This window comes from Pseudomonas japonica (assembly GCF_013522925.1).
GTDB lineage: Bacteria > Pseudomonadota > Gammaproteobacteria > Pseudomonadales > Pseudomonadaceae > Aquipseudomonas > Aquipseudomonas japonica_A.
In genome coordinates this window covers 257,449-282,269 of the sequence record NZ_JAAMQU010000005.1, presented here as the reverse complement: position 1 = coordinate 282,269, position 24,821 = coordinate 257,449, and the positions used below count along the sequence as shown (strand labels likewise).

The following is a 24,821-nucleotide window of genomic DNA, read 5'->3' as shown; positions in this document are numbered from 1 at the left end:
AACAGCGGCTGGAGAGAACTGGCTGCAACATGAGAAACGGCACACCGATACAAGATCAGGGCACACTGCGTCGATAAACTAACCCGCATGCGTGCCTGATTGAGGAAGGAAGGCGTAGTGAGTCACGCTACCGGAGCCTGCCCTTCCATTGAAAACCAAAAGTATAAACTGAATGTGTCTGCCTTGTGCGCAAGCGGGTACGGTCACGGCCGTACCCCTTGCGTGCAGGGCCTTACGCCTCGTGAGTCAGGTGACCGTCGGCGAGTGTGTAACGCACGTTGCCCGGCAGGCAGTGCCCGAGGAAGGGGCTGTTTTCCCCACGCGAATGCCAGCGCTCGCCAGCCAGGGTGCTGGCGGTGGGGTCGAACAGTACCAGGTCTGCCGGGCCCCCCACTTTAAGCTCCCCGGCAGGCAGGCGCAGCGCCTGGGCCGGGCCTGAGGTGAGGCGGGCCAGTAATGTGGGCAGGTCCAGTACCCCTTCTTCTACCAGTGTCAGCCCAAGCGGCAGCAGTAGCTCCACGCTGCTGATACCTGGCTCGGTCGCTCCGAACGGCGCCTGCTTGGCGTCGCGTTCATGGGGTTGATGATGGCTGGAGATTGCCTGTATGACACCGGCTTTCACCGCTTCGCGCAGCGCGTCGCGGTCTGCCCGGGTGCGTAATGGCGGTTGCACGTGGTACAGGCTGGAGAAGCCGGTCAACGCTTCATCGGTGAGGATCAGCTGGTACAGCGCTACGTCCGCAGTAACCGGCAAGCCACGTGCCTGAGCCTGGGCGATCATTTCGGCGCCACGGGCCGTGGTCAACTGGCTGAAGTGAGCCCGTACGCCGCTTTGCTCCACAAGCAACAAGTCTCGCGCCAGCGCGACGGTTTCGGCCGTTTCCGGTATCCCCGACAAGCCCAGAAAGCTTGCCGTGGGGCCTTCGTGCGCCAGGCCACCGGCCGCCAGGTCCCGATCCTGAGAGTGGAAGACGACGGTCAGGTCGAACGTAGCGGCGTATTCCAGCGCCCGGCACAGCGTGCGCGTGTTGCTGAAGCTGTTCAAGCCGTTGCCGAAGGCGACGCAGCCTACATCTCGCAGCGCAACCAGCTCGGCCAGTTGCTCGCCTTCCAGGCCTTTGCTCAGCGCCCCGATGGGGTACACCTTGCAGTGGCCGGCATCGCGGGCGCGGTCCAGGATCAGCTCGGCCACGGCGGAGGTGTCCAGCACTGGGCGGGTCAGCGGAGGGCAGCACAACGAGGTCACGCCACCTGCGGCCGCAGCCCGGGTTTCGCTGGCGATGCTGCCCTTGCGGCTATAGCCGGGCTCGCGCAGGGCCACGTTGAGGTCTACCAGCCCCGGCGCGGCTATCAGCCCTTGAGCGGCGATCTGCCGCGCTGGCGCAAAGCCGACAGGGGCTGCGCCAATGGCCACTACCTTGCCGTTTTCCATATGGAGGTCGGACAGCTGATCCAGGCCCGACGCCGGGTCGATGAGCCGGGCGCCGATAATGCTTAAACTCACTGCACGTTCTCCTGCTCGAACTGCCGTTGGGCTGCCTGGCCGCTCATGGCCATGGACAGCACGGCCATACGCACGGCGATGCCGTAGGTGACCTGATTGAGAATGACTGACTGCGGGCCGTCGGCCACTGCTGACTCGATCTCTACGCCGCGGTTGATGGGCCCTGGGTGCATCACGATCGCATCGGGGCGCGCCAGTGCCAGGCGCTGAGTGGTCAAGCCGAACAGCCGATAGAATTCGCCTTCGCTGGGCAGCAACCCGCCTTGCATGCGCTCACGTTGCAGCCGCAACATGATCACTACGTCCACGTCCTTGAGCCCCTGGGCCAAGTCGGTATAGACCTTCACGCCATACTGCTCCACGCCGACCGGCAGCAGCGTTTTCGGGCCGATCACGCGGATGTCGGGGCACCCCAGGGTTTTCAGCGCAATCATGTTGGAGCGCGCCACCCGCGAGTGGAGGATATCGCCCACGATCGCCACTGAGAGATTTTCGAACCCACCCTTGTGCCGGCGAATGGTGAGCATGTCGAGCATGCCCTGGGTAGGGTGCGCATGGCGGCCATCGCCCCCGTTGATCACGGCGACATCAGGCGACACGTGTTCGGCGATGTAATGAGCTGCGCCGGAGTCAGCGTGGCGAACCACGAACATGTCGGCGGCCATCGCCTCCAGGTTGCGCAGGGTATCGAACAGCGTTTCGCCCTTGCTGGTGGAGGACGTGGACACGTTCAGGGTAATCACGTCCGCGGAGAGCCGTTGCGCCGCCAGTTCGAACGTGGTGCGGGTGCGTGTGGAGTTCTCGAAGAATACGTTGCAAACGGTCTTGCCGCGCAGCAAGGGGACCTTTTTGACCGCCCGGGCGCCTACCTCGAGAAATGAGTCGGCAGTGTCCAGGATCTCGGTCAGCAATTCCCGGGGCAATCCGTCCAGAGACAGGAAGTGCCGCAGTTGGCCCTGATCGTTCAGTTGCAAGGGGCGCTTGGCGTGGGTCGGGTTCATCGAGGAGACTCTTGAAGGCCGGAGGCAGGCTCAACAGCTTGCTGCTCCAGGGAAAGCGGGGAAGGGCCGAGCAATTTTACCCGTTCGTTCAGGGCCAGCGACAGGGTCACCCCGGCAATGTCTGGGCGGATCGGCAGCTCGGCGGCGTCCAGGTCTACCAGGCTGACCAGCGTTACGCTGGCTGGCCGGCCGTAATCGAACAGCTCGTTCAAAGCAGCCCTGATGGTCCGGCCGCTCATCAGTACGTCGTCAACGAGAATGAGGTGCTGGCCTTCGATTTCGAACGGCAGGTCCGACGGGCGTACCTGGGGATGCAGGCCGTTCTGGCTGAAATCATCCCGATAAAAGGACACATCGAGGGTGCCAAACGCAGCGGCAATACCCATTTCCTGAAGCAACGCCTGGGTTACCCAGACCCCGCCAGTTCGTATGCCGATGAAACGTGGTGCGTCGATGCCACGGGCCTGAAGGCGTGTGCGCAGGTCGATGGCCATCTGGCGGATGAGGTCCGCGGGGTTGGGTAAGGTCATGCAGGCTCCAATCGGCCGCGGCCAGCGGCCCGGCAGGGGTCAGAAATCAGAGAGTTGCGCGGCGTTGGCTTCCAGCCAGCCCTCCAGCAGCAGCCGCGCAGCGATGGCGTCCACTGGGTTGTCTCGGTAGCTGTGGGTGCGTTGGCCTCGGGCCATGCGCTCACCCTTCGCTTCGAAGGTGGTCAGGCGCTCGTCATGGGTGTGTACCGGCAGGTTGAAGCGGCCATTGAGCTGGCGGGCGAAGCGCTCCGCGCGGGCGCTCATGTCGCTTGGGCTGCCATCCATGTTCAGCGGCAGCCCCACCACCAGCGCATCGGGTTTCCATTCCTTGATCAGGGCTTCCACCTTGAGCCAGTCCGGCACGCCGTTTTGTGCCTTGAGTACGCACAGCTCACGGGCCTGGCCGGTGATTACCTGGCCCACGGCGAGGCCGATCTGCTTGCTGCCGTAGTCGAACCCCAGAAGCAGGCGCACGGCCATCAGGCGTGCCCCGCCTGGCTGGTGAGCAGGCTCAGGTTCACACCCAGGCGCGCGGCGGCTGCGCTGAGCCGCTGCTCGCTGGCCATGGAAAACAGGATGTCGGGATCGAACGGGCAAGTCAGCCAGGCGTTTTCGGCCATTTCGCTTTCCAGCTGGCCGGCTTCCCAACCGGCATAGCCCAGGGTGATCAGACTGTTGGCCGGGCCGCTGCCATCGGCGATCGCGAACAGTACGTCCTGGGACGTGGAGAGGGAAATCCCGCCCAGGTCCACGGTGGCGTCGTATACCGGGCCACTGGTGTGCAATACGAAGCCGCGGTCCATCTGCACCGGCCCGCCGCCATACACGGGCACCAGCTGTGCCGAAAGCGGTGGCGTGGCCTCTGGCCGGAGCTGTTCGAGAATATCCGCCAGGTTCAGCTCCTGCGGCCGGTTCACCACCAGCCCCATGGCGCCACGGTCAGTGTGCTCCACGATGTACGTGAGGGTCTGGGCGAAGTTCGGATCGGCCATGTGCGGCATGGCGATCAGGAACTGATGCTTGAGGTAGCTGGTTTCAAGGGTTTTCATAGGCGTAGTGTGGCGCTGCCTCGATGTGCTTACAAGCGATGGACTGTCACTAGTTGCTGGACAACCGGTCGCCCTTGGCGAACCGCCATGTCCTGATGATTTCGAGCCGATCGATGTCCGAAAGGTCCCCGGTGAACGGTGCGAATGGCGCCGCCAGGCGCACGATACGTTGTGCGGCTTCGTCCAGCAGGGGCTGGCCGGAGGATTCGAGTATCAGCACTTCGTACAGCGAGCCGTCGCGGTTGATCGACACCAGCATGCGCAGGCTGCCGTAGATCTGCTGCTGGCGTGCCCGCTCGGGGTAGTTCAGGTTGCCGACCCGTTCGACCTTCTTGCGCCAGTCTTCCTTGTACCAGGCGCCCTTGTCACGCATGGTCGAGGCTGCACTCAAGCGATAGATGCGAGGGCGTTTGGCGTAGGCCTGCTGCTCGTTCGACAGCTCTGCTTCAAGGCTGGCGATCTCGCTGGACAGCTGCGAGCTGTCGAAATCGGGCGTGGTGACCTTGGGTTTTTCGTCCGCGGGTTGCTGCTGTGGGCGTGCTTCGACCTTGCGTGGTTGCACGGTAGTGGTGGCCACGGCCTTGGTTTTCTGCGGCGCCTGCTCGCGTACGGGGCGCGGTGCCGGTGGTGGCGTGACCTTGTTGATCTGTTCGCTCTGGAAGGGCGCGACCTCGGTGGTTTTGGGCACCGCGTTGTGTTCGAGCGTGCCGCTGCCCTGCTGATTGTCCTGGGCCAGGAAATCCGCTTTTTCGGGTGCCTTGTCGCTCTTGAAGGTCGACAAGGTGATTTCCAGCGTTTTACTGATCTGGGCAGGGGGCTCCAGGCTGAAACTGACGCCGAGAATCACCGCCAGGTGCAACAAAGCGGCGACGAACAAGGCGAAGCCCAGGCGGTCTGCCGGGCGGGCCGCCTTGGGCGCAAGCTTTGAGGAAATGTCGGTAAAGCTGGTCATCGGCTATATGGAGCCCACACCGCTGGGAGTCGAATGGCGGAGCATCATACCGCAAATGCCCCGCTTCGGTGCCGCCGCTGGTAGGCGGGCGGCAGGATGCATCAGCGGCTTTGCAGCTTGCGCTCTATCGCGTCCATCAGCAGGCCGCCGATATCCGTGCCGTAGGCTGCGTCGATTTCACGGGCGCAGGTAGGGCTGGTCACGTTGATTTCGGTCAGGTAATCGCCGATGACGTCCAGGCCCACGAACAGCAACCCCCTTTCCCGCAGGCTGGGCCCTACCTGGGCGGCGATCCAGCGGTCACGGTCCGAAAGTGGGCGCGCCTCACCACGGCCGCCTGCGGCCAGGTTGCCTCGGGTTTCACCTGCGGCAGGGATCCGGGCCAGGCAATAATCCACAGGCTCGCCGTCGATCATCAGGATGCGCTTGTCGCCCTCGGTGATGGCCGGGATGTACTTCTGCGCCATGGTCTGGTGGGTACCATGAACCGTCAGCGTTTCGAGGATCACCGAAAGGTTGGGATCACCCTGGCGGTGGCGGAAAATGGACGCACCGCCCATTTCATCCAGCGGCTTGAGAATGACGTCGCCGTGTTCGGCCACGAATTCGCGGATGATGTCCTGGCGGCGGCTTACCAATGTTGGCGGGTTGCACTGCGGGAACTGGGTGGCGAACAGCTTTTCGTTGCAGTCGCGCAGGCTTTGCGGCTTGTTGACCACCAGCACGCCGGCCCGCTCCGCTTGCTCCAGGAAGTAAGTGGCGTACACGAACTCGATGTTGAACGGCGGATCCTTGCGCATCAGGATCACGTCCAGGTCTTGCAGCGCGATGTCCTGGGGGGCTTCCAGTTCGTACCAATGCTCCGGGTCGGCGAACACTTTCAAGCTCGACGCCTTGGCCCGTGGCTGCCCGTTGGCCTGGTACAGGTCTGGCAGCTCCATGTAGGTCAGCTCCCAGCCACGCGCCTGGGCGGCGAGCAAAAGCGCCAACGACGTGTCTTTCTTGTAGTTGATACGCGAAATGGGGTCCATGACGATGCCGACGCGAATGGGCATGGTGGTGTGTCTCCAGGCAGAATGGCAGGCTTTGATGGCCGTCAGGGTGGCCCGCTCAACCGTGCTGGTCAAGGGCGCCTGCAAGGGCGCCTGCAAGGGCGCCTGCAAGGGCGCGGCATGGAAGCCGCCTCAAGACTGTGCTAAAAAGCTCCGAGGCCCGCGCGTGACGCACCGCAGCGGCGCACGGGCCACCCGCCGACGAAACCGAACGAGCGATCATGGAACAGCATTCGCGAACGTATTCGCGGAACTTGAAGGTCATGGTGGTCGATGATTCCAAGACCATCCGCCACACCGCTGAGACACTGCTCGAGCAGGTGGGGTGCGAGGTCGTCACCGCCGTGGACGGCTTCGATGCCTTGGCGCAGTTGGCCGATCACGCTCCCAGAATAGTGTTCATCGACGTGATGATGCCTCGTCTCGATGGCTATCAGGCCTGCCAACTCATCAAACAGAACCCCCGCTTCTCTGGAACTTCAGTAATAATGCTGTCGTCTCGCGAAGGTCTGTTCGACCGGGCCCGTGCGCGCGCCGTTGGCGCCGACCGGTTCCTCACCAAGCCGTTCGATCGGGCCTCGCTGCTTGAAGCAATCCATGCTCAGGTGCCGGAGTTCCAGCCTTTGCCAACCTGACGGCGAGCGCGAAAGCGTTGATGCAGACGTCAATTCATAACCGAACGAGGACCAGCATGGCTCGAATCCTGATCATCGATGACTCGCCGACAGAATTGCAGAAACTGACCGGCATGCTCGAGCGGCAAGGGCACCAGGTGCTCAAGGCCGCCAATGGCGGCGATGGCGTTGCATTGGCCCGCCAGGAAAAACCCGACGCGGTGCTGATGGATATCGTGATGCCGGGCATGAACGGGTTTCAGGCTACCCGTCAGCTCACCAAGGACGAGTCGACTGCCAGCATTCCTATCATCATCATTACCAGCAAGGACCAGGAAACCGACAAGGTGTGGGGCGCGCGTCAGGGCGCGCGGGCCTACTTGACCAAGCCTTTCGAGGAGAGCGAGCTGGTGTCTGCCCTTGGCGATGTGCTGGCGAACTGACTGAGCGCATGAACGCTTCGTATACCGCTTTCGAACTGTTGCTGGCCATTGATCAACGCTGCCGCGCCCGGGCCGCCGGGCTGCCGGTGGAGCTTGAGGGCGAGCAGCCCTGGAGCGGCATCAGCTTTCGCATGGGCAACGGCTGGTATGTGGCCCCCATGAGCGAGGTGGCCGAAGTGCTGCCCGAGCCTCGCATGACCCGTATTCCGGGGGTAAAGCCTTGGGTATTGGGTGTAGCGAACCTGCGGGGGCGCCTTCTCCCGGTGATGAACCTTTCCGGATATTTCGGCGCGGCGCTGTCCAGCCACCGACGGCAGCGCCGCGTACTGGTGATCGACCACGAAGAAGTGTTCACTGGCCTGCTGGTAGACGAGGCGCCAGGCCTGCAGCATTTTCCCGCCACGGATATGGCAACGGTGCGCCCCGAAAGCCTCGACGAAGCGCTGTCCCCTTTCGTCAAGGGCTATTTCTTTCATGAGCGGGAATGGGCAGTGTTCAGCCCGTTCTCGTTGGTCACGGCAGCGGAGTTTCTGAATGCGGCGGCATGACACTGGCGGGGCGCGCGCATCGAGCAGTCAGGGCGCGGGTGCGACCCGGCAGGGCTCGCGCAGCACGGCTCAGATCGCCGGCCTGTTCGTGGCCCTGGTGATCCTGATCATGCTGCTGTTTGCCAATTTCGCTTACCTCAATACCCAGGGCAATCATGACAAGCAGTACATTGGCCATGCCGGTGAGCTGCGCGTGGTATCGCAACGCATTGCCAAAAATGCAACCGAAGCCGCCACGGGCAAGGCAGAGGCCTTCCGCGAACTGACCGCGGCGCGTAACGAATTCGATCGCCGCTGGCGCTACCTTACCGAGGGCGATGCCCACACCGGCCTGCCCCCGGCCCCGCATACCGTGCATGAACAAATGGTTGCGGTGCAGCGGGACTGGGACCGCCTGCGCAAAAGCGCCGATACCATCCTGGCCAGTGAGCAGACCGTGCTGTCGCTGCACCAGGTGGCCGCCACCCTGGCCGAAACCGTGCCGCAGCTACAACTGGAGTCCGAAAAGGTCGTTGATAGCCTGCTGCGCCGTGGCGCGCCAGCGGAGCAAGTGGCCGTCGCCCAGCGCCAGTCGCTGCTGGCGGAGCGCATTCTTGGATCGGTCAATATCGTGCTGGCGGGCGATGAAAACGCGGCACGGGCGGCCGAAGCCTTTGGCCGTGACGCCAATCGCTTTGGCGTGGTGCTCAACGGCATGCTCAATGGCAGCAGCACCCAAGGCATCCGCCAGGTGGACGACCTCCAGGCCCGTGCCCGCCTGCAGGAAATCGCCGAGCTGTTCGCGTTCGTCTCCGGCTCGGTGGGTGAGATCCTGGAAACCTCCCCAGAGCTGTTCAGGGTACGCGCCGCCGCCACGGATATTTTCAATTTGTCCCAGACCCTGCTGGACGAAGCCTCGCGCCTGGCCGACGGTTTCGAGGACCGCGCCGGCGGGCGTACCCTGGATGTGGTAGGCGGATACGTGCTCGGCCTGCTGGCGCTGGCGTGCATCATCCTGATGGCAACCATCATGGTCCGTGAAACCAACCGGCGGCTGCGCGAAACCGCAGAAAAGAACGAGCGCAGCCAGCACGCCATCATGCGTTTGCTGGACGAGATCGAGGGCCTGGCCGCTGGCGACCTCACGGTCACTGCTTCGGTGACGGAAGACTTCACCGGCACCATTGCCGACTCGATCAACTATTCCATCGACCAACTACGGGACCTGGTCGCGACCATCAACCGCGCCGCCGAACGGGTGGCAAGCGCGGTTCAAGATACCCAAGGCACCGCTCGCCAACTGGCCAAGGCATCCGAGCATCAGGCTCAGCAGATCAGCGAAGCTTCTCGCGCCATCAGCGACATGGCGCAATCCATCGACCATGTGTCGAGTAACGCGTACGAATCGGCCAAGGTCGCCGAGCGCTCCGTGAACATTGCCAACAAGGGCAGCGAAGTCGTACACAACACCATCCAGGGCATGGACGTGATCCGCTTCCAGATCCAGGACACCTCCAAGCGCATCAAGCGCCTGGGCGAGTCGTCCCAGGAAATCGGCGACATCGTTGGCCTTATTGATGACATTGCCGAGCAAACCAACATCCTTGCCCTCAATGCGGCGATTCAAGCCTCCATGGCGGGCGAGGCGGGGCGCGGCTTTGCCGTGGTGGCCGATGAAGTACAGCGCCTTGCCGAGCGCTCCTCGGCCGCCACGCGGCAGATTGAAATGCTGGTTCGCGCCATTCAGGCCGACACCAACGAAGCGGTCATGTCCATGGAGCAGACTACCTACGAAGTGGTGCGCGGGGCATCGCTGGCCCAGGACGCTGGCGTAGCGCTGGAAGAAATCGAAAGCGTGTCCCAGGACCTGGCCGCGCTGATCCAGCGCATCTCCAATGCGGCGCAGCAGCAAACATCCTCGGCAGGGCAGATCTCCCACACCATGGCGGTTATCCAGGAAATCACCACGCAAACGTCTTCGGACTCCACCGCCGCAGCAGAAAGCATGAGTAACCTGGCGCAAATGGCCAGTGACATGCGCCGCTCGGTGTCCGGGTTTACTTTGCCGCCGGCCGAGGCCGTGAAGCCATGAACAGGGCAGCATGAAATTCGACAGAGAAGGGCGTGCCGATGTGGTTGGGCTGCAGTGGCTCAAGCCAGAGTTGGCCGTGACCCTGGCCCAAGCGCGTCATGCACTGGATGCCGGGACCGATGGCCTGCCCGAATGCGCCCGTGCCTTGCACGCCGTGGTCGCCACGCTGGGTTTTGTGAATTTCCCCGGGGCGAGTCGCCTGGCTCGTGACCTGGAGCGCCTGGCTACGCTGCCCCAACCCACGGCAGCAGCGGTAGACGCCCTGCGCCACCTGATCGACCGGTTGCCCGGTTACCTGGAGCGCGTTGCCACAGCCCGCCATGACCTGCCGCTGCTGTTGCAGCCTTGGCTCAATGAAATCCGCGCCACCCTTGGTGAAGCACCGCTCTCCAATGCCGATATGGCGGACCTGGTAGGCCGGCCGGTTGCCGATGAACCGGTTCGCAGCATGCCGGCTGTAACCCCGGACCGTGCCGGGCTGGGCCCCTTGGTTGCCGCTTTGTGCGAAGAGTTGTCACGCAACAAGGCCCGGCTGGATCAATACCTGCTCGATGGCCGGCGTAACCCGGCTGAACTGGTGGCGATTGCCCCGTCGCTGAGGCGCATTGCCGATGCGTTGGCGGTGTTGGGGTTCCAACAGCCGCGGCGGGCCATCCTCGACCAGATGGGGATCATCCAAAACCTTGCCAACGGCGCCCACCCGGTGGACGACGCCAGCATCATGGACGCCGGCGGCGCGCTGCTGTACGTGGAAAGCACCCTGGCCGGCATGGTTGGCCCCGAGGATCTCGTACCCGGTGCCGCACAAATACCGCCTACGGAACTGGAGCGTATTCATCACCTGGCGATCGAGGAGGCGCTTACCGCGCTGGAGCGCATAGAGCAATCGATCAGCGAATGTGCGGATGGCGGCTGGGCCGCCGACCACCTGGCGGGGATCCCGGCTCAGTTGCTGGAACTGAGGGGGGCGTTGGCGATGGTGCGTCCCGAAGCCTTGCTGTCACTGCTCGACGCGCTCGAAACCTATGTCCACGACCGCCTGCTGCCCGCCAGACAGCCACCAGCGGCGGGCGTGCTGGAAACCCTCGCTGACGCATTATGTGCCATCGAATGGATGCTGCGCCGCTGGATGGTCGATCCCAGGGAAGCGGAAGAAGCCTTGCTGGCCAGCGCCGGGCATGCGCTGGCGGGGCTGTGGGCAGGCAAATTACCGCAGGCCACGGCATCACCGCAACCTGCGCCGGTACCGCCAGAGCGTGAGCCGGGAGAAGAGCCTCTCGATACCCAGTTGCTGGATATCTTCCATCATGAAGCCCGCACTTATCTGGAAATACTTCGCGGTTACCTGCGAAAAGCCGTTGCGCCAGCGGCAGTAACCGAGGCATTGCTGAGGGCACTGCATACGCTCAAGGGCAGCTCATTCATGGCCGGTGTAGTTCGCATGGGCGAGATGGCAGCCCCGGTTTATAGACTGTGCAGGGAGTTTCACACCCGACAGCGGCCCTTGGGCAACCCGGAACTCGGCTTGTTGCGCGAAGCACTGACCCTCCTGGAGCAAAGCCTGGAGGAGGTTGCCCGCCACACACCGCAGGCCATTACGCAAGACCATCGCCTGGCAGAACAGGCCGAAGCGCTGCTGGCGCGCACGCCTGCCAATATGAACAGCGGCCCAGCCGAATCGGGCGTTCGCGATCAGCGCGGTCAATTGCTTACCCAGGGCATTGAATATCTGGACGAAGCTCAGGAATACCTGACCGACTGGCAGCGTCAGCCGGGGCCATTTTCCGACCTGCCCTCGCTGATAGAGGCATTGGACCGCCTTGGCGAGATGACGCACTTGGCCGAATTGCCGGCCATGGATGCGCTATGCGAGGCCCTGCTGGACCTCTATGGCGCTATCGACGAAGCCAGCCTGGCCGCCTCCGCCGCTGTGCTCCAGGCAGCGGCGCAAGCTCACGATGCCCTCTACGACATGTTTGACGAATTAGCGGCGGGTCAGCCCGTGGCTGCGCGTCCGATGCACCTTCGTCGGCTGCGGTACTGGATTGAAAACGCCCTCGCCCCTGACGACTTGGGCGCGGTAGGTCAGGCAGCGGCACAGCGCCTGCCTGAAGCCTTGCCTTCCGGGCCGCCCGGTGCAGGTGCGCCGCATAGCGAATGGCTGGCGTTCTTCCTGGACGAGGCCGCCGACCTGCTTGAAAGCGCCGACGAGGCGCTACGGGTGTGGCTTCAAGATCCTCAGCGGGATAGCGCGCTGGTTGCCCTGGAGCGCGACCTGCACACCCTGGCAGGGGGCGCCACGCTGGCGGGGCTTGAGCCTTTTGCAAGCTATGCCAGAGCAGTTGCCGGGTTGTATGGCCGTTTGCACGATGCGGCCACTATGGATGGCGAAGCACGCGTACGTCAGGCGCACGAACGCCTGCACGAATGGTTGAGGCGGATGGCCGAGGCCGGCCCGGACGGCCCGCAAGAAGCACCTTGGTTATCCGTGTGGCTGGAGGATGTAAATGCGGCACTGCCATCACCGGGCGAGGATACGTCTGGCGTTGAGGAGAACGACGCGCAGGCTACCGAGCGCGAGCTGCTGCAGGTGTTTCTCGAGGAGGGCGCCGACCTGATTGAAAGTGCGGGCGCGGCGTTGGCTCGATGGCAGGCCGAGCCGAGCAACGCGCTGGAGGTGGAGAACCTTCTGCGTGACCTCCATACCCTCAAGGGCGGTGCCCGCATGGCAGAGGTGGGCCCCGTTGGCGACCTGGCCCATGAGCTGGAAACCCTCTACGAGCGGGTGTCGGCCGGGGAGCTGGAGCCCGCCCCGGCCCTGTTCAAATTGCTGCACAAGGGCCATGACCGCTTGGCCTTGATGCTCGATACGGTTCGCGCGGGCGATGCGGCGCCCGTGGATTTCACCCTGCTCGATGCGGTGCAAGGCTACGGCAGCCGGATCCTGCCTCCGCCCCGCGAACCTGCACGGCCTGCCGTGGCAGATCAGGCGCCCATGGCCGAGCGCGGCGGCGCCGACCAGATCAAGGTGGCCGCGCAAACCCTGGAAGGCCTTGCCAACCTCGCTGGAGAAGCCTCTATTACGCGAGGCCGGGTGGAGCAGCAGGTCAACGATGGCCACATGGCCATGCTGGAAATGGAAACCACCCTTGCCCGCATGCGTGATCAGTTGCTGCAGCTGGACAACGAAACCGTGCAGCCGCCAGGCGGCCGCGCTTCGCCCGCTGGGGCCCATGACGCTTTCGATCCGCTTGAGCTCGAACGTCAGACCCATCTGCGCGAGCTTGGCCGCGCCCTGCTGGAAGCGGTATCCGACCTTTCCGATCTGAAAGATACCTTGGCTGCGCGCAACCTGGAGGCACAGGCGCTGCTCGCGCAGCAGGCGCGGATCTGTTCCAGTTTGCAGGAAGGGCTGATGCGCACGCGGATGGTCCCGTTTGCCCGGGTATTGCCACGGCTGCAGCGTATCGTGCGGCAGGTAGCCGAAGAGCTGGGCAAGGACGTTGAGTTCGAGACACTGGACACTGAAGTCGAGATGGACCGCACCGTGCTCGAGCGCATGATCGCCCCCTTGGAGCACATGCTGCGCAACGCCATCGATCATGGCCTGGAAAGCGCGCCGGCACGGTTGGCCGCGGGCAAGCCAGAGCAGGGGCGGATAACTTTGCGGGTCGCCCACGAAGGCGGCGAAATCGTGATCGAAATGAGCGATGACGGTGCCGGCATTCCCCTTCAGGCCGTACGCGACAAGGCCATCAAGCGAGGCTTGCTCAGCCCTGACAGCGATTTGCGTGACCACGATGTATTGCAGTTCATTCTGCAGCCGGGGTTTTCCACGGCACAGAAGATCACCCAGATCTCCGGCCGTGGCCTGGGCATGGATGTGGTGCACGAAGAGGTGAAGCAGCTGGGCGGCAACATGATCATCGACAGCCAGGCCGGCAGTGGTGCGCGCTTCGTGATTCACTTGCCGTTCAGTGTGTCCATCAACCGAGCGCTGATGGTGCAGTGCGGCGAACAATTGTTCGCGGTACCTCTGAACAGCATCGAAGGCATCGTGCGGGTAGCGCCGGAGGAACTGGCCGCAGCTTATGCCACGCGCGTGCCGCGTTATCGCTATGCGCAGCTGTCTTACGACCTGCGCTACCTGGGCGACGTGCTCGGTGTCACCCCCCGGCCCGCCGCGCTGGAAGGCGGTTTTCCGCAACCGCTGCTGCTGGTCCGCGCCCCGGATCATCAGGTGGCCTTGCATGTGGATGCGCTCGCGGGGTCGCGTGAAATCGTGGTGAAAAGCCTCGGGCCGCAGTTCGCAGCGGTGCCTGGCCTCAGTGGCGCTACCATCCTGGGCGACGGCCGCGTGGTGCTTATTCTCGACCCGCTGGCGCAGATCCGTGCCGCCCACCTTCGCCCTGGCCCGACGGCCATTCCCACCGCCCGTTACGTGTCACCACCCACCAAGCCGTTGCTTGCCTTGGTGGTGGACGACTCCGTAACGGTGCGCAAGGTCACCAGCCGTCTGCTGGAGCGGCACGGAATACGTGTACTCACCGCCCGGGATGGCGTTGAAGCATTGCAACTGCTGGCCGAGCAGCAGCCCGACGTGCTGCTGGTAGACATCGAAATGCCACGGATGGACGGCTTCGAACTGGTGAGCAGGCTGCGCGCCGAGCTAAGGCTGACCACTATCCCGGTGATCATGATTACTTCCCGAACCGGGGAAAAGCACCGCCAACGCGCCATGGCGTTGGGCGTGAGCGAGTTCCTCGGCAAGCCCTATCAGGAATCCCAACTGCTGCACCTGATACGTTTCTGGAGCAGCAAGCATGCCTGAGCGGGCCTTTTCTCGACGTGACACGCTGAGCACGTTGTTGCTGCCACTGGCCGAGCGCCAGCTGATCGTTCCGGACGTGGCAGTCGCCGAACTGATCGGCTACCGGCCCGGTGTACCTGCAGGCTCGGTGGCGGCATGGGACCTGGGCAATATTACCTGGCGAGGGCGTCCGTTGCCGTTGGTGAGTTTCGAAGCGGCTTGCGGGCAGCCCCTCCCCAGCGGCGAGCGTGTGCGTATTGCCGTGATGCACGGGATAGGGCCGCGGTTGCCGTTCTTCGGGCTATTGGTGCAAGGCATTCCCCGCATCTTCAAGGCAGACAGCCAACTGAGCTACATCGACGTTCCGCTGGCCTCGCTGGAACTGGCGGCGGTGCTCGCCGGCAATGACGTTGCCCGGGTGCCGGACCTCGACGCCCTCGCCGGGGTCATTCTTCAAGGCCGCCTCACTGCGGGCTGAAGTCACCCCACAGCTGCTGTGCCAAGGCAAGCGCGACTACCGGGGCGGTTTCCGTACGCAACACTCTCGGGCCCAGCCGTGCCGGATGAAAGCCCGCAGCCTGGGCCTGCTCCACTTCCACTTCGCTCAAGCCACCTTCCGGGCCGATCAGGAACGCTAGCGAGGCGGGCGTTGCGTGGCTGCTGAGGGGGGCGGACACCGGGTGCAGCACCAGCTTGAGATCCGCTTCGCACGCTGCCAGCCATTCGGCCAATGTGAGGGGTGGGTGAATCACCGGCACCGTAGAGCGGCCGCTTTGTTCACAGGCGCTGATCGCTACCTGGCGCCAATGAGCCAGGCGTTTGTCGGCGCGCTCGTCCTTGAGGCGAACCTCACAGCGCTCGCTGACCACTGGCGTGAGCTCATTCACCCCCAGTTCTGTGGCCTTCTGGATGGCCCAGTCCATGCGTTCGCCACGGCTCAGGCCTTGCCCGAGATGCAAATGCAACCGGGATTCCGGCAAGCCCGGCATCATTTCCTCAACCTGTACGCTCACTGTTTTCTTGCCAACCTGCAGCAGGGTCGCGAGGTACTCATGGCCCCTGCCATCGAACAGTTGAACGCGGTCTCCCTCGGCCAGCCGCAGTACGCGGCCGATGTAATGGGCCTGCGCCTCGGGAAGCTGGTGCTCACCCACGGCCAGCGGCAGGTCGACATAAAAACGGGAAAGTCTCATGAGGCCACAATCGTCCCACAGATAAAGGTAATGAAGCGGCGGGCGTCAGCCCGGGTCGCGGAAGTTTGGATGCAGCCCCGTGGCTACGCTTACGGGGGCGCCATCGCGGGTGGCGATATCAATGCCTTCGGTGGCTACCTGCGCGAGGAAGTCGATCTGCTCGGGCGTAATCACATAGGGCGGCAAGAAGTACACCACACTGCCCAGGGGCCGCAGTAACGCACCACGCTCCAGTGCGTGTTCGAATACTTTGAGGCCGCGCCGCTCCTGCCACGGGTAGGCCTCGCGGCTGGCCTTGTCGCGCACCATTTCGATGGCCAGCACCATGCCGGTTTGCCGTACTTCGGCAACGTGAGGATGGTCGGCCAGGTGCGCGGTGGCGCTGGCCATGCGCTGCGCCAGGCCCTGGTTGCGTTCGATTACCCGGTCCTGCTCGAAGATATCGAGCGTGGCCAGCGCCGCCGCGCAGGCCAGCGGGTTGCCGGTGTAGCTGTGGGAGTGCAGGAACGCCCGAAGGGTGGAGTAGTCGTCGTAGAACGCCTGGTACACCTCGTCGGTGGTCAGGCAGGCGGCCAGTGGCAGGTAGCCCCCGGTCAGCGCCTTGGACAGGCAGAGGAAATCAGGGCGAATGCCGGCTTGTTCGCAGGCGAACATCGTACCGGTACGGCCAAAGCCTACGGCGATTTCATCGTGAATAAGGTGCACGCCGTAGCGGTCGCAAGCTTCACGCAGCAGCTTCAGGTAAACCGGATGGTACATGCGCATGCCGCCAGCGCCCTGGATCAGGGGCTCGATGATGACTGCGGCGATGGTGCCATGGTGCTCCGCGAGCGTTTGTTCCATGGCGGCGAACATCGTGCGCGAATGCGCTTCCCAGCTCACGCCTTCCGGGCGCAGGTAGCAATCCGGGCTAGGTACTTTGAGTGTGTCGAGCAAAAGCGCCTTGTAGGTTTCGGTAAACAAAGGCACGTCCCCTACAGACATCGCGGCGATGGTCTCGCCGTGGTAGCTGTTGGTAAGGGTAACGAAGCGCTTCTTCTCCGGCTGGCCGCGGTTGAGCCAATAGTGGAAGCTCATCTTGAGCGCCACTTCGATGCAGGACGAGCCGTTGTCCGCGTAGAACACCCGGTCCAGGCCTTCAGGCGTGATCCGTACCAGGCGCTCCGACAGTTCGATGACCGGGGCATGGCTGAAACCTGCGAGGATCACATGCTCGAGCTGGTCGACCTGATCCTTGATGCGCTGGTTGATACGCGGGTTGGCGTGGCCGAACACGTTTACCCACCAGGAGCTGACGGCGTCGAGATAGCGCTTGCCATCGAAGTCTTCCAGCCATACACCGTCGCCGCGCTTGATCGGGATCAATGGCAGGCGTTCGTGATCTTTCATCTGCGTACAGGGGTGCCATAACACCGCCAGGTCGCGGTCCATCCAGTGCTGGTTGAGGCTCATGATCAAGCTCCATTGGCGCCGAGAAGGGGCCGGTGAAAAAAGATGGCAAGCCTATGCAATGCGCTGCCCGCAGACAACCCGCAATGTATGGCCGGTTGTGCGTTACATCCGGGAATGATCCCAGCGTGCTCGCATGTGGCGAACAACGAATGCTTGATTAACCTTGCCTTAACGGATCACGAACATAATTCATATCGCGGTATTCGATAAATAAAAGCTAAATTTTTCGCTTTTTTTCGATAGGTAAGCGGTTAATCTTCCTCCACGAAATCAGAGGGCGCTGTGATGCAGCTTCGAAACTCACCTTCTCGCTACGGGGTTGTCAGCCTGTTCCTGCATTGGGGCGTCGCCCTTGCGGTGTTCGGCATGTTCGCCCTTGGGCTATGGATGGTTGGCCTGGGCTATTACGACCCTTGGCGCAAGGCAGCGCCGGAGCTGCACAAAAGCATCGGCCTGGTGCTGTTCCTGTTCATGGTGTTGCGCATGGTGTGGCGAGTGGTAAGCCCACCGCCGCCGCCTACGCCTAACCAGGGCCGGCCTACTCGGATAGCCGCAGTGACTGTGCACCTGTTCCTCTACCTGGACATTTTCCTGGTCATGGTCACGGGTTACCTGATTTCCACGGCCGACGGGGTAGGGATCTCGGTTTTCGGGCTGTTCGAAGTACCTGCCGCGTTCAGCGGTATTGAAAACCAGGCGGAGCGCGCCGGGGACATCCACCTGTACCTCGCCTGGGTATTGGTGGTGTTCTCCGTACTGCACGGGCTTGCCGCCCTCAAACATCACTTCGTCGACCGGGATGCCACCCTCGTGCGCATGCTGGGCCGCCGAGCTTGACCTTTATTAATGCACGTACCGCAAAGGAAATGGAAAATGCTTAAACACACTCTGGCCGCGCTTGCGCTCGGCACTGCCGCACTCACCGCTGGCCAGGCCATGGCGGCTGATTACCATATCGACAAGGAAGGCCAGCACGCTTTCGTCAACTTTAAGATCAGCCACCTGGGCTACAGCTTCATCACCGGTACGTTCAAGGATTTCGACGGCACTTTCAGCTTCGACGCCGCCAAGCCTGAAGACAGCAAGATCGACGTAACCCTGAAGACTGCCAGCGTGTTCACCAACCAGGCCGAGCGCGACAAGCACATCAGCAGCAAAGACTTCCTGGACGTTGCCAACTACCCTGAAGCGACCTTCAAGTCCACCAGCGTCAAGCCAACCGGCAAGAACGCCGATGGCAAAACCACAGCTGATGTGACCGGCGACCTTACCCTTCACGGCGTAACCAAGCCTGTGGTCATCAAGGCCACCTTCCTGGGCGAAGGCAAAGATCCATGGGGCGGCTACCGCGCCGGCTTCGAAGGCACCACTAGCATCAACCGCAAGGATTTCGCGCCCAAGTCCATGGACCTCGGCCCGCAGTCCGATACCGTTGAGCTGTACTTCGTGTTCGAAGGCGTGCAGAAGAAGTAAGCCTTTGCGAGCATAAAAAAACGCCGCGCCCCTGTCAGGGAGCGCGGCGTTTTTCATTGCCGGTGAAAATCAGTTCTTGCGGGTCAGCAAGGCTGGTTTCTCGCCGGTTTTGGCGCGGTTCTGCAGATCATCGAGCTGCTCGGCCGTCAGGGTGCGGTCCAGCTTGGATTCTTTCATGATGATCTTTGGCTTTGGCGCTTCGCGACGGCCTTCGGTCACTGCCGGCACTGCACCTTCCTCGCGAGGGCGACGGTTGCGTGGGTTATCACGGCGGTTCTGCCCCGCACCGGCACCTTGGCCGGCATTGTTACGCGGGCGCTTGGCGCCACCGTCGGCAGCCGAACGCGGCCCGGCAGGCTGGCTACGACGCGCGCCTTGGCCAGGGGCCTTGGCAGCCGCAGGAGCCTGGCTCACGCCAGCACTTGCAGGGGCATTAGGGCGACGGTTGCGGCCCTGACCTTTCTGGTTCTGGTAGGGGCTGACGTAATCGGCCCGGTTGCCAAAGTTATCGACTTCGTCGTCCAGGAACGCTTCAGGGTCCCGGTTGCCGGGTTCGACCGCTGGCGCGCCAGCCGACTGTGCCGGGCGCTGGGGTTGGCGGGGGCCACGTGCCCTGGGCTGACGGCCTTCGGTACGCTCGGCGCCGCGTTGTTCGCCAGAGCGGCTATCGGCCGCTTTCTCGCGGGGCTTGTCTTTCCCTTTGTCCTTGCCTTTATCCTTGCGCCCGCCCGAGGCAGGTTTGTCCCCACGGGGCTCACGGCCGCGCGGCTTGTTAGCCGGAGGACGTTCGCGGGTTTCGGGCTTTTCGGCCTCGATGGTGCTAGCGTCGAAGCCCATCAGCTCGCCATCGGCGATCTTCTGCCGGGTCATGCGCTCGATGCTCTTGAGCAGCTTTTCTTCGTCTGGAGCAACCAGCGAGATCGCTTCGCCGTTGCGCCCGGCACGGCCAGTACGGCCGATCCGGTGCACGTAGTCTTCCTCGACATTGGGCAGTTCGAAGTTCACAACGTGGGGCAGTTGGTCGATATCCAGGCCACGGGCCGCGATGTCGGTGGCCACCAGCACGCGTACAGTGTTGGCCTTGAAATCAGCCAAAGCCTTGGTGCGCGCGTTCTGGCTTTTGTTGCCATGAATCGCGGCGGCGGTAAGGCCGTGTTTTTCGAGGTATTCGGCAAGGCGGTTGGCGCCGTGCTTGGTACGGGTGAACACCAGCACCTGTTCCCACGCGCCTTGGGTAATCAAATGTGCCAACAGGGCGCGCTTGTGGCTGGCGCCGATGCGGTATACGCGCTGTTCGATCCGCTCGACCGTGGTATTGGGCGGGGTGACTTCGATCCGCTCCGGGTTATGCAGCAGCTTGCCGGCGAGGTCGGTGATGTCTTTGGAGAACGTTGCGGAGAACAGCAGGTTCTGGCGCTTCTCTGGCAGCCGCGCCAACACCTTCTTCACGTCATGGATGAAACCCATGTCGAGCATGCGGTCGGCTTCGTCCAGCACGAGGATTTCGACGTGAGCCAGGTCGACGCTGCCTTGGCCAGCCAGGTCGAGCAGGCGGCCAGGGCAGGCGACCAGCACGTCCACACCCTTGGCCAGGGCCTGTACCTGCGGGTTCACGCCTACGCCACCGAATACGCAGGCGCTGACGAATTTCAGGTCGCGGGCATAGATACGGAAGCTGTCATGGACCTGCGCAGCCAGTTCGCGGGTAGGCGTGAGCACCAGTACCCGGGGCTGACGAGGGCCGTGACGCTGGGATTTGTCCGGGTGGCCGGCTGGGAACAAGCGTTCCAGGATCGGCAGGGCGAAACCGGCGGTCTTGCCAGTACCAGTCTGGGCGGCAACCATCAGGTCGCGACCCTGCAACACGGCGGGGATTGCCCGCTGTTGCACGGGGGTAGGCTGCGTGTAGCCAGCGGCTTCGATAGCACTGACTAGAGCCTCGGAGAGACCGAGGGAAGCAAAGGACATGGGCAATCCTGTTCATTGTGAGGGCTTGGGCCCGAGGGAACGTTTGCCTGGCGCGGGGGCGGATATCGACGCAACCGCGTCCGGTACTGCTGGCGCTCGCGGAGGGTCCGCAGCGGGCTGCCGAGGCTGGGCCATGGCGCGGGCATGCGAAGAGGGAATGCGAGGTCCGGCGTCCGGGCGTAAGCCTGGCGGGAACGCCGGAGTATAACAGAGCGTTGGCATGACGCTGCGATTTCACTGCCCGATGGCCGGTTTTTTATAGGGAAGCGGGTTTGCCGCCGTTGAGCCGGCGTGCGTTACGGTCCGTGGTCGTAGCGCTTGAGCAGTTCCCGGTAGGCGGGCTCACGTTTGAAGGCTTGCAAGGTGCTGGCGAAACGCTCGGCCAGCGATGCGAGTTCACCGGTGCGGCGCAGCGCCAGATACAGCACGTCGCTGTGCAAGGTGCCCGGGATTTCTCTTATACGGCCCTCAAGGCCTGTTTGCCGCAAAGCGAACCGGCCTTGGCGGCGATCGCCAATTACCAGGTCCACACGGCCAAGCAAAAGTTTGCCAAAGTTGGCTTCCAGGTTGGGCGCTGGCTCCTTCTGTGCCTGTGAACCTTCGAACACTGGCCCATAGAGAAAACCCGGCGCTATGCCTACGCGCAAGCCTTGGAGGCTCTTCAGGCGGGCGGCGGGCTGAGGGCGCTCGTTTGCCTCGTACAGCACGAATTCGACCGAGGACAGCGCTTCGTTGGCATAGATCAACTGCCGTTCCCGCGTGGGTGTGCGGAAAATATCCAGCACGGCGTCGGCCTGACCTTCTTCGATCATCATCAAGCAGCGCTTCCAGGGCAAAAACTGCCACTGCACCTGCACCCCGAGCCTGTTGAAGACTTCGTTGGCGATCTCGTAGTCGATACCCGCGAGCGCCGTGCCGTCCTGGTAAACGTAGGGCCCCCATGGCTCGGTGACGATGCGCAGCGGCTGCGCCGATGCAAATGTCGGCGACACCAAGGCAAGGATGAAAATAAAAAGACAGACGAGGGCGCGCATGGGCGCAGAGTAAGCGCAGGGGGCGAAGCTGACTAGTCAGGCTTTCCCCTAATGGCACGATGAAGGCCCGGCGCTGAAGAACGCCGGGCCCGCATGGCTTAGCGGGGCAAGCCGAGGTTGTGCCAGATGGCCAGGCTGGCCTGGGCCTGGTTCAACGTATAGAAGTGCAAGCCTGGAGCGCCGCCTTCAAGCAACTGTTCACACATGCGAGTGATCACCTCTTCGCCGAACGCCTGGATGCTGTTGGCATCATCGCCATAGGCTTCCAGCTGCTTGCGAACCCAGCGAGGGATCTCCGCGCCGCAGGCTTCGGAAAACCGGGCCAGCTTGCTGTAGTTGGTGATAGGCATGATGCCCGGCACGATAGGCAAGTCCACGCCCAGTTTGCGTACCCGGTCAACGAAATAGAAGTAACTATCAGCGTTGAAGAAGTATTGGGTAATCGCGCTATCGGCCCCCGCCCGCGCTTTGCGTGCGAAGTTCGCCAGGTCGTCCTCGAAGTTGCGCGCCTGCGGGTGCATTTCCGGGTAGGCGGCGACTTCGATGTGGAAATGATCGCCCGTCTCGGCGCGAATGAATTCCACCAGGTCGTTGGCGTGGCGCAGCTCACTGGAGGCCATCCCCATACCCGAAGGCAGGTCGCCACGCAGCGCGACAATGCGCTTGATGCCGGCGTCGCGGTACTGCACAAGCAGGTCTCTCAGTTCAGCCTTGCTGTCACCTACGCAGGAAAGATGCGGGGCGGCTGGAACCTGTACTTCACGCTCCAGCTGCATCACGGTGTCGAATGTACGGTCGCGCGTAGACCCACCCGCGCCATAGGTGCAGGAGAAGAACTCGGGCTTGTAGGCGGCCAGCTGGCGCGCCACGTTCATGAGTTTTTCGTGGCCGGCGTCGGTTTTCGTCGGGAAAAACTCGAAGCTGAAGCTTTTATCGGCAAAAGACATTTCAGGGCAGCTCTTCGAAGAAGAGCCGCAAGCAGCAAGCTACATGCGGCAAGCCCGGTTTGAGCTTGCCGCTTGCCGCTTACCTCTTGCAGCTATTAATAACGGTAGGTGTCTGGCTTGAACGGGCCTTCGACGGTTACGCCGATGTATTCAGCCTGCTTGGGCGTAAGCTGGGTCACTACGCCGCCAAAGCCACGCACCATTTCCAGTGCCACTTCTTCGTCCAGCTTCTTGGGCAGTACTTCAACGGTAAGGCGTTCAGCCTTGGCCGCTGCCGGCAGGTCCGCGAACTTTTGCGCATACAGGTGGATCTGTGCGAGCACCTGGTTGGCGAAGGAGCCATCCATGATCCGGCTTGGGTGGCCAGTGGCGTTGCCCAGGTTCACCAGGCGGCCTTCGGCCAGAAGGATCAGATAGTCGTCGTTCTGTGCGTCAAAGCTACCGGCGCCGGTACGGTGGACTTTGTGCACCTGCGGCTTGACCTCTTCCCATGCCCAGTTCTTGCGCATGAAAGCGGTGTCGATCTCGTTGTCGAAGTGGCCGATGTTGCACACCACGGCGCGTTTTTTCAGAGCGCGCAGCATGTTGGCATCGCACACGTTGACGTTGCCGGTGGTGGTTACGATCAGGTCGATCTTGCCCAGCAAGGCAGCGTCCACCGAACCTTCGGTGCCGTCGTTGATACCGTCCTTGTAAGGGGAGACCAGCTCGAAGCCATCCATGCAAGCCTGCATGGCGCAGATCGGGTCCACTTCGCTGACCTTCACGATCATGCCTTCCTGACGCAGCGACTGGGCCGAGCCCTTGCCCACGTCACCGTAGCCGATCACCAGCGCTTGCTTGCCGGACAGCAAGTGGTCAGTACCACGCTTGATGGCGTCGTTGAGGCTGTGACGGCAACCGTATTTGTTGTCGTTCTTGCTCTTGGTCACCGAGTCGTTCACGTTGATCGCCGGCACCTTGAGGGTACCCTTGGCGAGCATGTCCAGCAGGCGGTGTACGCCGGTGGTGGTTTCTTCGGTAACACCATGAATGCGCTCGAGCATCGCCGGATATTTGTTGTGGAGGATTTCGGTGAGGTCACCGCCGTCGTCCAGCACCATGTTGGCATCCCATGGCTGGCCATCCTTGAGGATGGTCTGCTCGATGCACCACTCGTATTCGGCTTCGGTTTCGCCTTTCCAGGCAAATACCGGAACACCCGCGGCGGCAATGGCGGCGGCGGCCTGATCCTGGGTGGAGAAGATGTTGCAGGACGACCAGCGCACTTCGGCACCCAGGGCAACCAGGGTTTCGATCAGCACGGCGGTTTGGATGGTCATGTGGATGCAGCCGAGAATCCTGGCGCCCTTGAGCGGTTGCTCGCCCGCATATTTGCGGCGCAGGCCCATCAAGGCTGGCATTTCGGATTCGGCGATGATGATTTCGCGGCGGCCCCAGGCAGCCAGGGAAATATCGGCGACCTTGTAGTCGGAAAAATCGGCAGGCGTCAGTACAGCACTCATTCGAGAGTCTCCATTCGTAGTATGCGAATGGGCGCCGTTGTGCGTTCGGGCGAGGCCCGGGGCCGGTCATTGCCGGCCATGCTAACGCCCCAACCGAGCCTGACAGGATGACCTGCTGCAGCGCCCCTCGGTTGGGTGGCGGGAACGCCCACGTAGCGCGGGCGGTGAAACGTTGCGCAGTATATAGGGTGGCCGGGCAGGGTGTCGAATCCGCCGGGCGGTCAGGCATGATAGGGTTGGCCTACAGACATTGAGGGGGTGCGCATGAATTTCCATACCCGCAAGTGGGTTAAACCAGAGGATCTCAACCCGAACGGCACGTTGTTCGGTGGCAGCCTGCTGCGCTGGATCGACGAAGAAGCGGCGATTTACGCCATCGTGCAGCTGGGTAACCAGCGGGTGGTGACCAAGTACATCTCCGAGATCAATTTCGTCAGTGCTTCCCGGCAGGGGGACATCATCGAGCTGGGTATCACGGCTACCGAGTTTGGCCGAACGTCGATCACGCTCACCTGTGAGGTGCGCAACAAGATCACCCGCAAAAGCATCCTCACCGTGGACAAGCTGGTGTTTGTGAACCTGGGGGAAGACGGCTTGCCGGCGCCGCATGGGCGTACCGAAATCCGTTATATCAAGGACCAGTTCGGCGAAGAGGGGCTGAACGGCTAATTCAAA

Annotated in this window: 22 protein-coding genes and 1 riboswitch; of the genes, 9 read left to right on the top strand and 13 right to left on the bottom strand. The window is 62.7% G+C overall.

All coding sequences use genetic code 11. From position 1 onward, the window contains the following. Nucleotides 1-232: 232 nt before the first annotated feature. From G7016_RS10345 to gshB, 7 genes are all read right to left on the bottom strand, one after another. The gene (locus tag G7016_RS10345) at nt 233-1,504 is read right to left on the bottom strand and encodes a dihydroorotase (protein WP_181113689.1); all 1,272 of its coding nucleotides are present in this window, start codon (nt 1,502-1,504) and stop codon (nt 233-235) included. Beyond that, the gene (locus G7016_RS10340; RefSeq protein WP_181113686.1) at nt 1,501-2,505 is read right to left on the bottom strand and encodes an aspartate carbamoyltransferase catalytic subunit; all 1,005 of its coding nucleotides are present in this window, start codon (nt 2,503-2,505) and stop codon (nt 1,501-1,503) included. Before G7016_RS10340 ends, G7016_RS10345 begins: the two co-directional genes overlap by 4 nt. Then, nucleotides 2,502-3,035, bottom strand: coding sequence for a bifunctional pyr operon transcriptional regulator/uracil phosphoribosyltransferase PyrR (pyrR, locus tag G7016_RS10335; protein ID WP_181113684.1), 534 nt, complete (start codon nt 3,033-3,035; stop codon nt 2,502-2,504). The genes G7016_RS10340 and pyrR overlap by 4 nt, the downstream gene beginning before the upstream one ends. 39 nt (nt 3,036-3,074) lie before the next feature. Beyond that, nucleotides 3,075-3,515, bottom strand: coding sequence for a Holliday junction resolvase RuvX (gene ruvX, locus G7016_RS10330; protein WP_181113682.1), 441 nt, complete (start codon nt 3,513-3,515; stop codon nt 3,075-3,077). Further along, nucleotides 3,515-4,084: a YqgE/AlgH family protein gene (locus G7016_RS10325; RefSeq protein WP_181113680.1), complete on the bottom strand. Its 570-nt coding sequence runs from the start codon at nt 4,082-4,084 to the stop codon at nt 3,515-3,517. Before G7016_RS10325 ends, ruvX begins: the two co-directional genes overlap by 1 nt. Nucleotides 4,085-4,133: 49 nt before the next feature. After that, complete coding sequence (locus tag G7016_RS10320) at nt 4,134-5,036, bottom strand: energy transducer TonB (RefSeq protein ID WP_181113678.1); 903 nt, start codon at nt 5,034-5,036, stop codon at nt 4,134-4,136. 101 nt (nt 5,037-5,137) lie between these two features. Further along, the gene (gshB, locus tag G7016_RS10315) at nt 5,138-6,091 is read right to left on the bottom strand and encodes a glutathione synthase (protein ID WP_181113676.1); all 954 of its coding nucleotides are present in this window, start codon (nt 6,089-6,091) and stop codon (nt 5,138-5,140) included. A 218-nt stretch (nt 6,092-6,309) separates the two neighbouring features. On the opposite strand from gshB, the gene G7016_RS10310 reads away from it, so the two are divergent. The 6 genes from G7016_RS10310 to G7016_RS10285 are packed head-to-tail and all read left to right on the top strand — an operon-like array spanning nt 6,310 to nt 15,052. After that, nucleotides 6,310-6,723: a response regulator gene (locus G7016_RS10310; protein WP_181113674.1), complete on the top strand. Its 414-nt coding sequence runs from the start codon at nt 6,310-6,312 to the stop codon at nt 6,721-6,723. A 56-nt stretch (nt 6,724-6,779) separates the two neighbouring features. Then, nucleotides 6,780-7,145 carry a twitching motility response regulator PilH gene (gene pilH, locus G7016_RS10305; RefSeq protein WP_181113672.1) on the top strand — a complete coding sequence of 122 codons (366 nt, stop codon included), beginning with the start codon at nt 6,780-6,782 and terminating at the stop codon, nt 7,143-7,145. A gap of 8 nt (nt 7,146-7,153) precedes the next feature. Continuing rightward, nucleotides 7,154-7,693: a chemotaxis protein CheW gene (locus G7016_RS10300; protein ID WP_181113670.1), complete on the top strand. Its 540-nt coding sequence runs from the start codon at nt 7,154-7,156 to the stop codon at nt 7,691-7,693. Next, nucleotides 7,680-9,764 carry a methyl-accepting chemotaxis protein gene (locus G7016_RS10295; RefSeq protein ID WP_181113668.1) on the top strand — a complete coding sequence of 695 codons (2,085 nt, stop codon included), beginning with the start codon at nt 7,680-7,682 and terminating at the stop codon, nt 9,762-9,764. Before G7016_RS10300 ends, G7016_RS10295 begins: the two co-directional genes overlap by 14 nt. Before the next feature lie 10 nt (nt 9,765-9,774). Next, nucleotides 9,775-14,595 carry an Hpt domain-containing protein gene (locus G7016_RS10290; RefSeq protein ID WP_181113666.1) on the top strand — a complete coding sequence of 1,607 codons (4,821 nt, stop codon included), beginning with the start codon at nt 9,775-9,777 and terminating at the stop codon, nt 14,593-14,595. Further along, a complete protein-coding gene (locus G7016_RS10285; RefSeq protein WP_181113664.1) occupies nt 14,588-15,052 on the top strand; it encodes a chemotaxis protein CheW in 465 nt (154 codons plus the stop codon). The genes G7016_RS10290 and G7016_RS10285 overlap by 8 nt, the downstream gene beginning before the upstream one ends. Here G7016_RS10285 and G7016_RS10280 read toward each other — a convergent pair. Continuing rightward, the gene (locus G7016_RS10280; protein ID WP_181113662.1) at nt 15,039-15,767 is read right to left on the bottom strand and encodes a 16S rRNA (uracil(1498)-N(3))-methyltransferase; all 729 of its coding nucleotides are present in this window, start codon (nt 15,765-15,767) and stop codon (nt 15,039-15,041) included. The genes G7016_RS10285 and G7016_RS10280 overlap by 14 nt on opposite strands. Before the next feature lie 45 nt (nt 15,768-15,812). Further along, entirely contained in the window at nt 15,813-17,219 is a 1,407-nt protein-coding gene (locus G7016_RS10275; RefSeq protein ID WP_181113660.1) for an adenosylmethionine--8-amino-7-oxononanoate transaminase, read from the bottom strand. 285 nt (nt 17,220-17,504) lie between these two features. On the opposite strand from G7016_RS10275, the gene G7016_RS10270 reads away from it, so the two are divergent. Beyond that, on the top strand, nt 17,505-18,056 hold the full coding sequence (locus G7016_RS10270) for a cytochrome b (RefSeq protein WP_181113658.1): 552 nt from the start codon (nt 17,505-17,507) through the stop codon (nt 18,054-18,056). Between the two features lie 36 nt (nt 18,057-18,092). Continuing rightward, nucleotides 18,093-18,692 (top strand): YceI family protein, encoded by a 600-nt coding sequence (locus tag G7016_RS10265; protein ID WP_181113656.1) that lies wholly within the window; start codon nt 18,093-18,095, stop codon nt 18,690-18,692. Between the two features lie 69 nt (nt 18,693-18,761). Here G7016_RS10265 and G7016_RS10260 read toward each other — a convergent pair whose 3' ends face one another. From G7016_RS10260 to ahcY, 4 genes are all read right to left on the bottom strand, one after another. Then, nucleotides 18,762-20,660 carry a DEAD/DEAH box helicase gene (locus tag G7016_RS10260; protein ID WP_181113654.1) on the bottom strand — a complete coding sequence of 633 codons (1,899 nt, stop codon included), beginning with the start codon at nt 20,658-20,660 and terminating at the stop codon, nt 18,762-18,764. Between the two features lie 296 nt (nt 20,661-20,956). After that, nucleotides 20,957-21,694 (bottom strand): substrate-binding periplasmic protein, encoded by a 738-nt coding sequence (locus G7016_RS10255; RefSeq protein ID WP_181113652.1) that lies wholly within the window; start codon nt 21,692-21,694, stop codon nt 20,957-20,959. Nucleotides 21,695-21,792: 98 nt separating this feature from the next. Beyond that, nucleotides 21,793-22,641, bottom strand: a complete 849-nt coding sequence (metF, locus tag G7016_RS10250) for a methylenetetrahydrofolate reductase [NAD(P)H] (protein WP_181113650.1) — start codon at nt 22,639-22,641, stop codon at nt 21,793-21,795. 95 nt (nt 22,642-22,736) lie between these two features. Continuing rightward, nucleotides 22,737-24,146 carry an adenosylhomocysteinase gene (gene ahcY / locus G7016_RS10245; protein ID WP_181113646.1) on the bottom strand — a complete coding sequence of 470 codons (1,410 nt, stop codon included), beginning with the start codon at nt 24,144-24,146 and terminating at the stop codon, nt 22,737-22,739. Between the two features lie 22 nt (nt 24,147-24,168). Continuing rightward, nucleotides 24,169-24,281: riboswitch (S-adenosyl-L-homocysteine riboswitch) on the bottom strand. Between the two features lie 129 nt (nt 24,282-24,410). Between ahcY and G7016_RS10240 the strand changes: the two genes are divergently transcribed. Further along, the gene (locus G7016_RS10240) at nt 24,411-24,815 is read left to right on the top strand and encodes an acyl-CoA thioesterase (RefSeq protein WP_181113643.1); all 405 of its coding nucleotides are present in this window, start codon (nt 24,411-24,413) and stop codon (nt 24,813-24,815) included. Nucleotides 24,816-24,821: the final 6 nt, after the last annotated feature.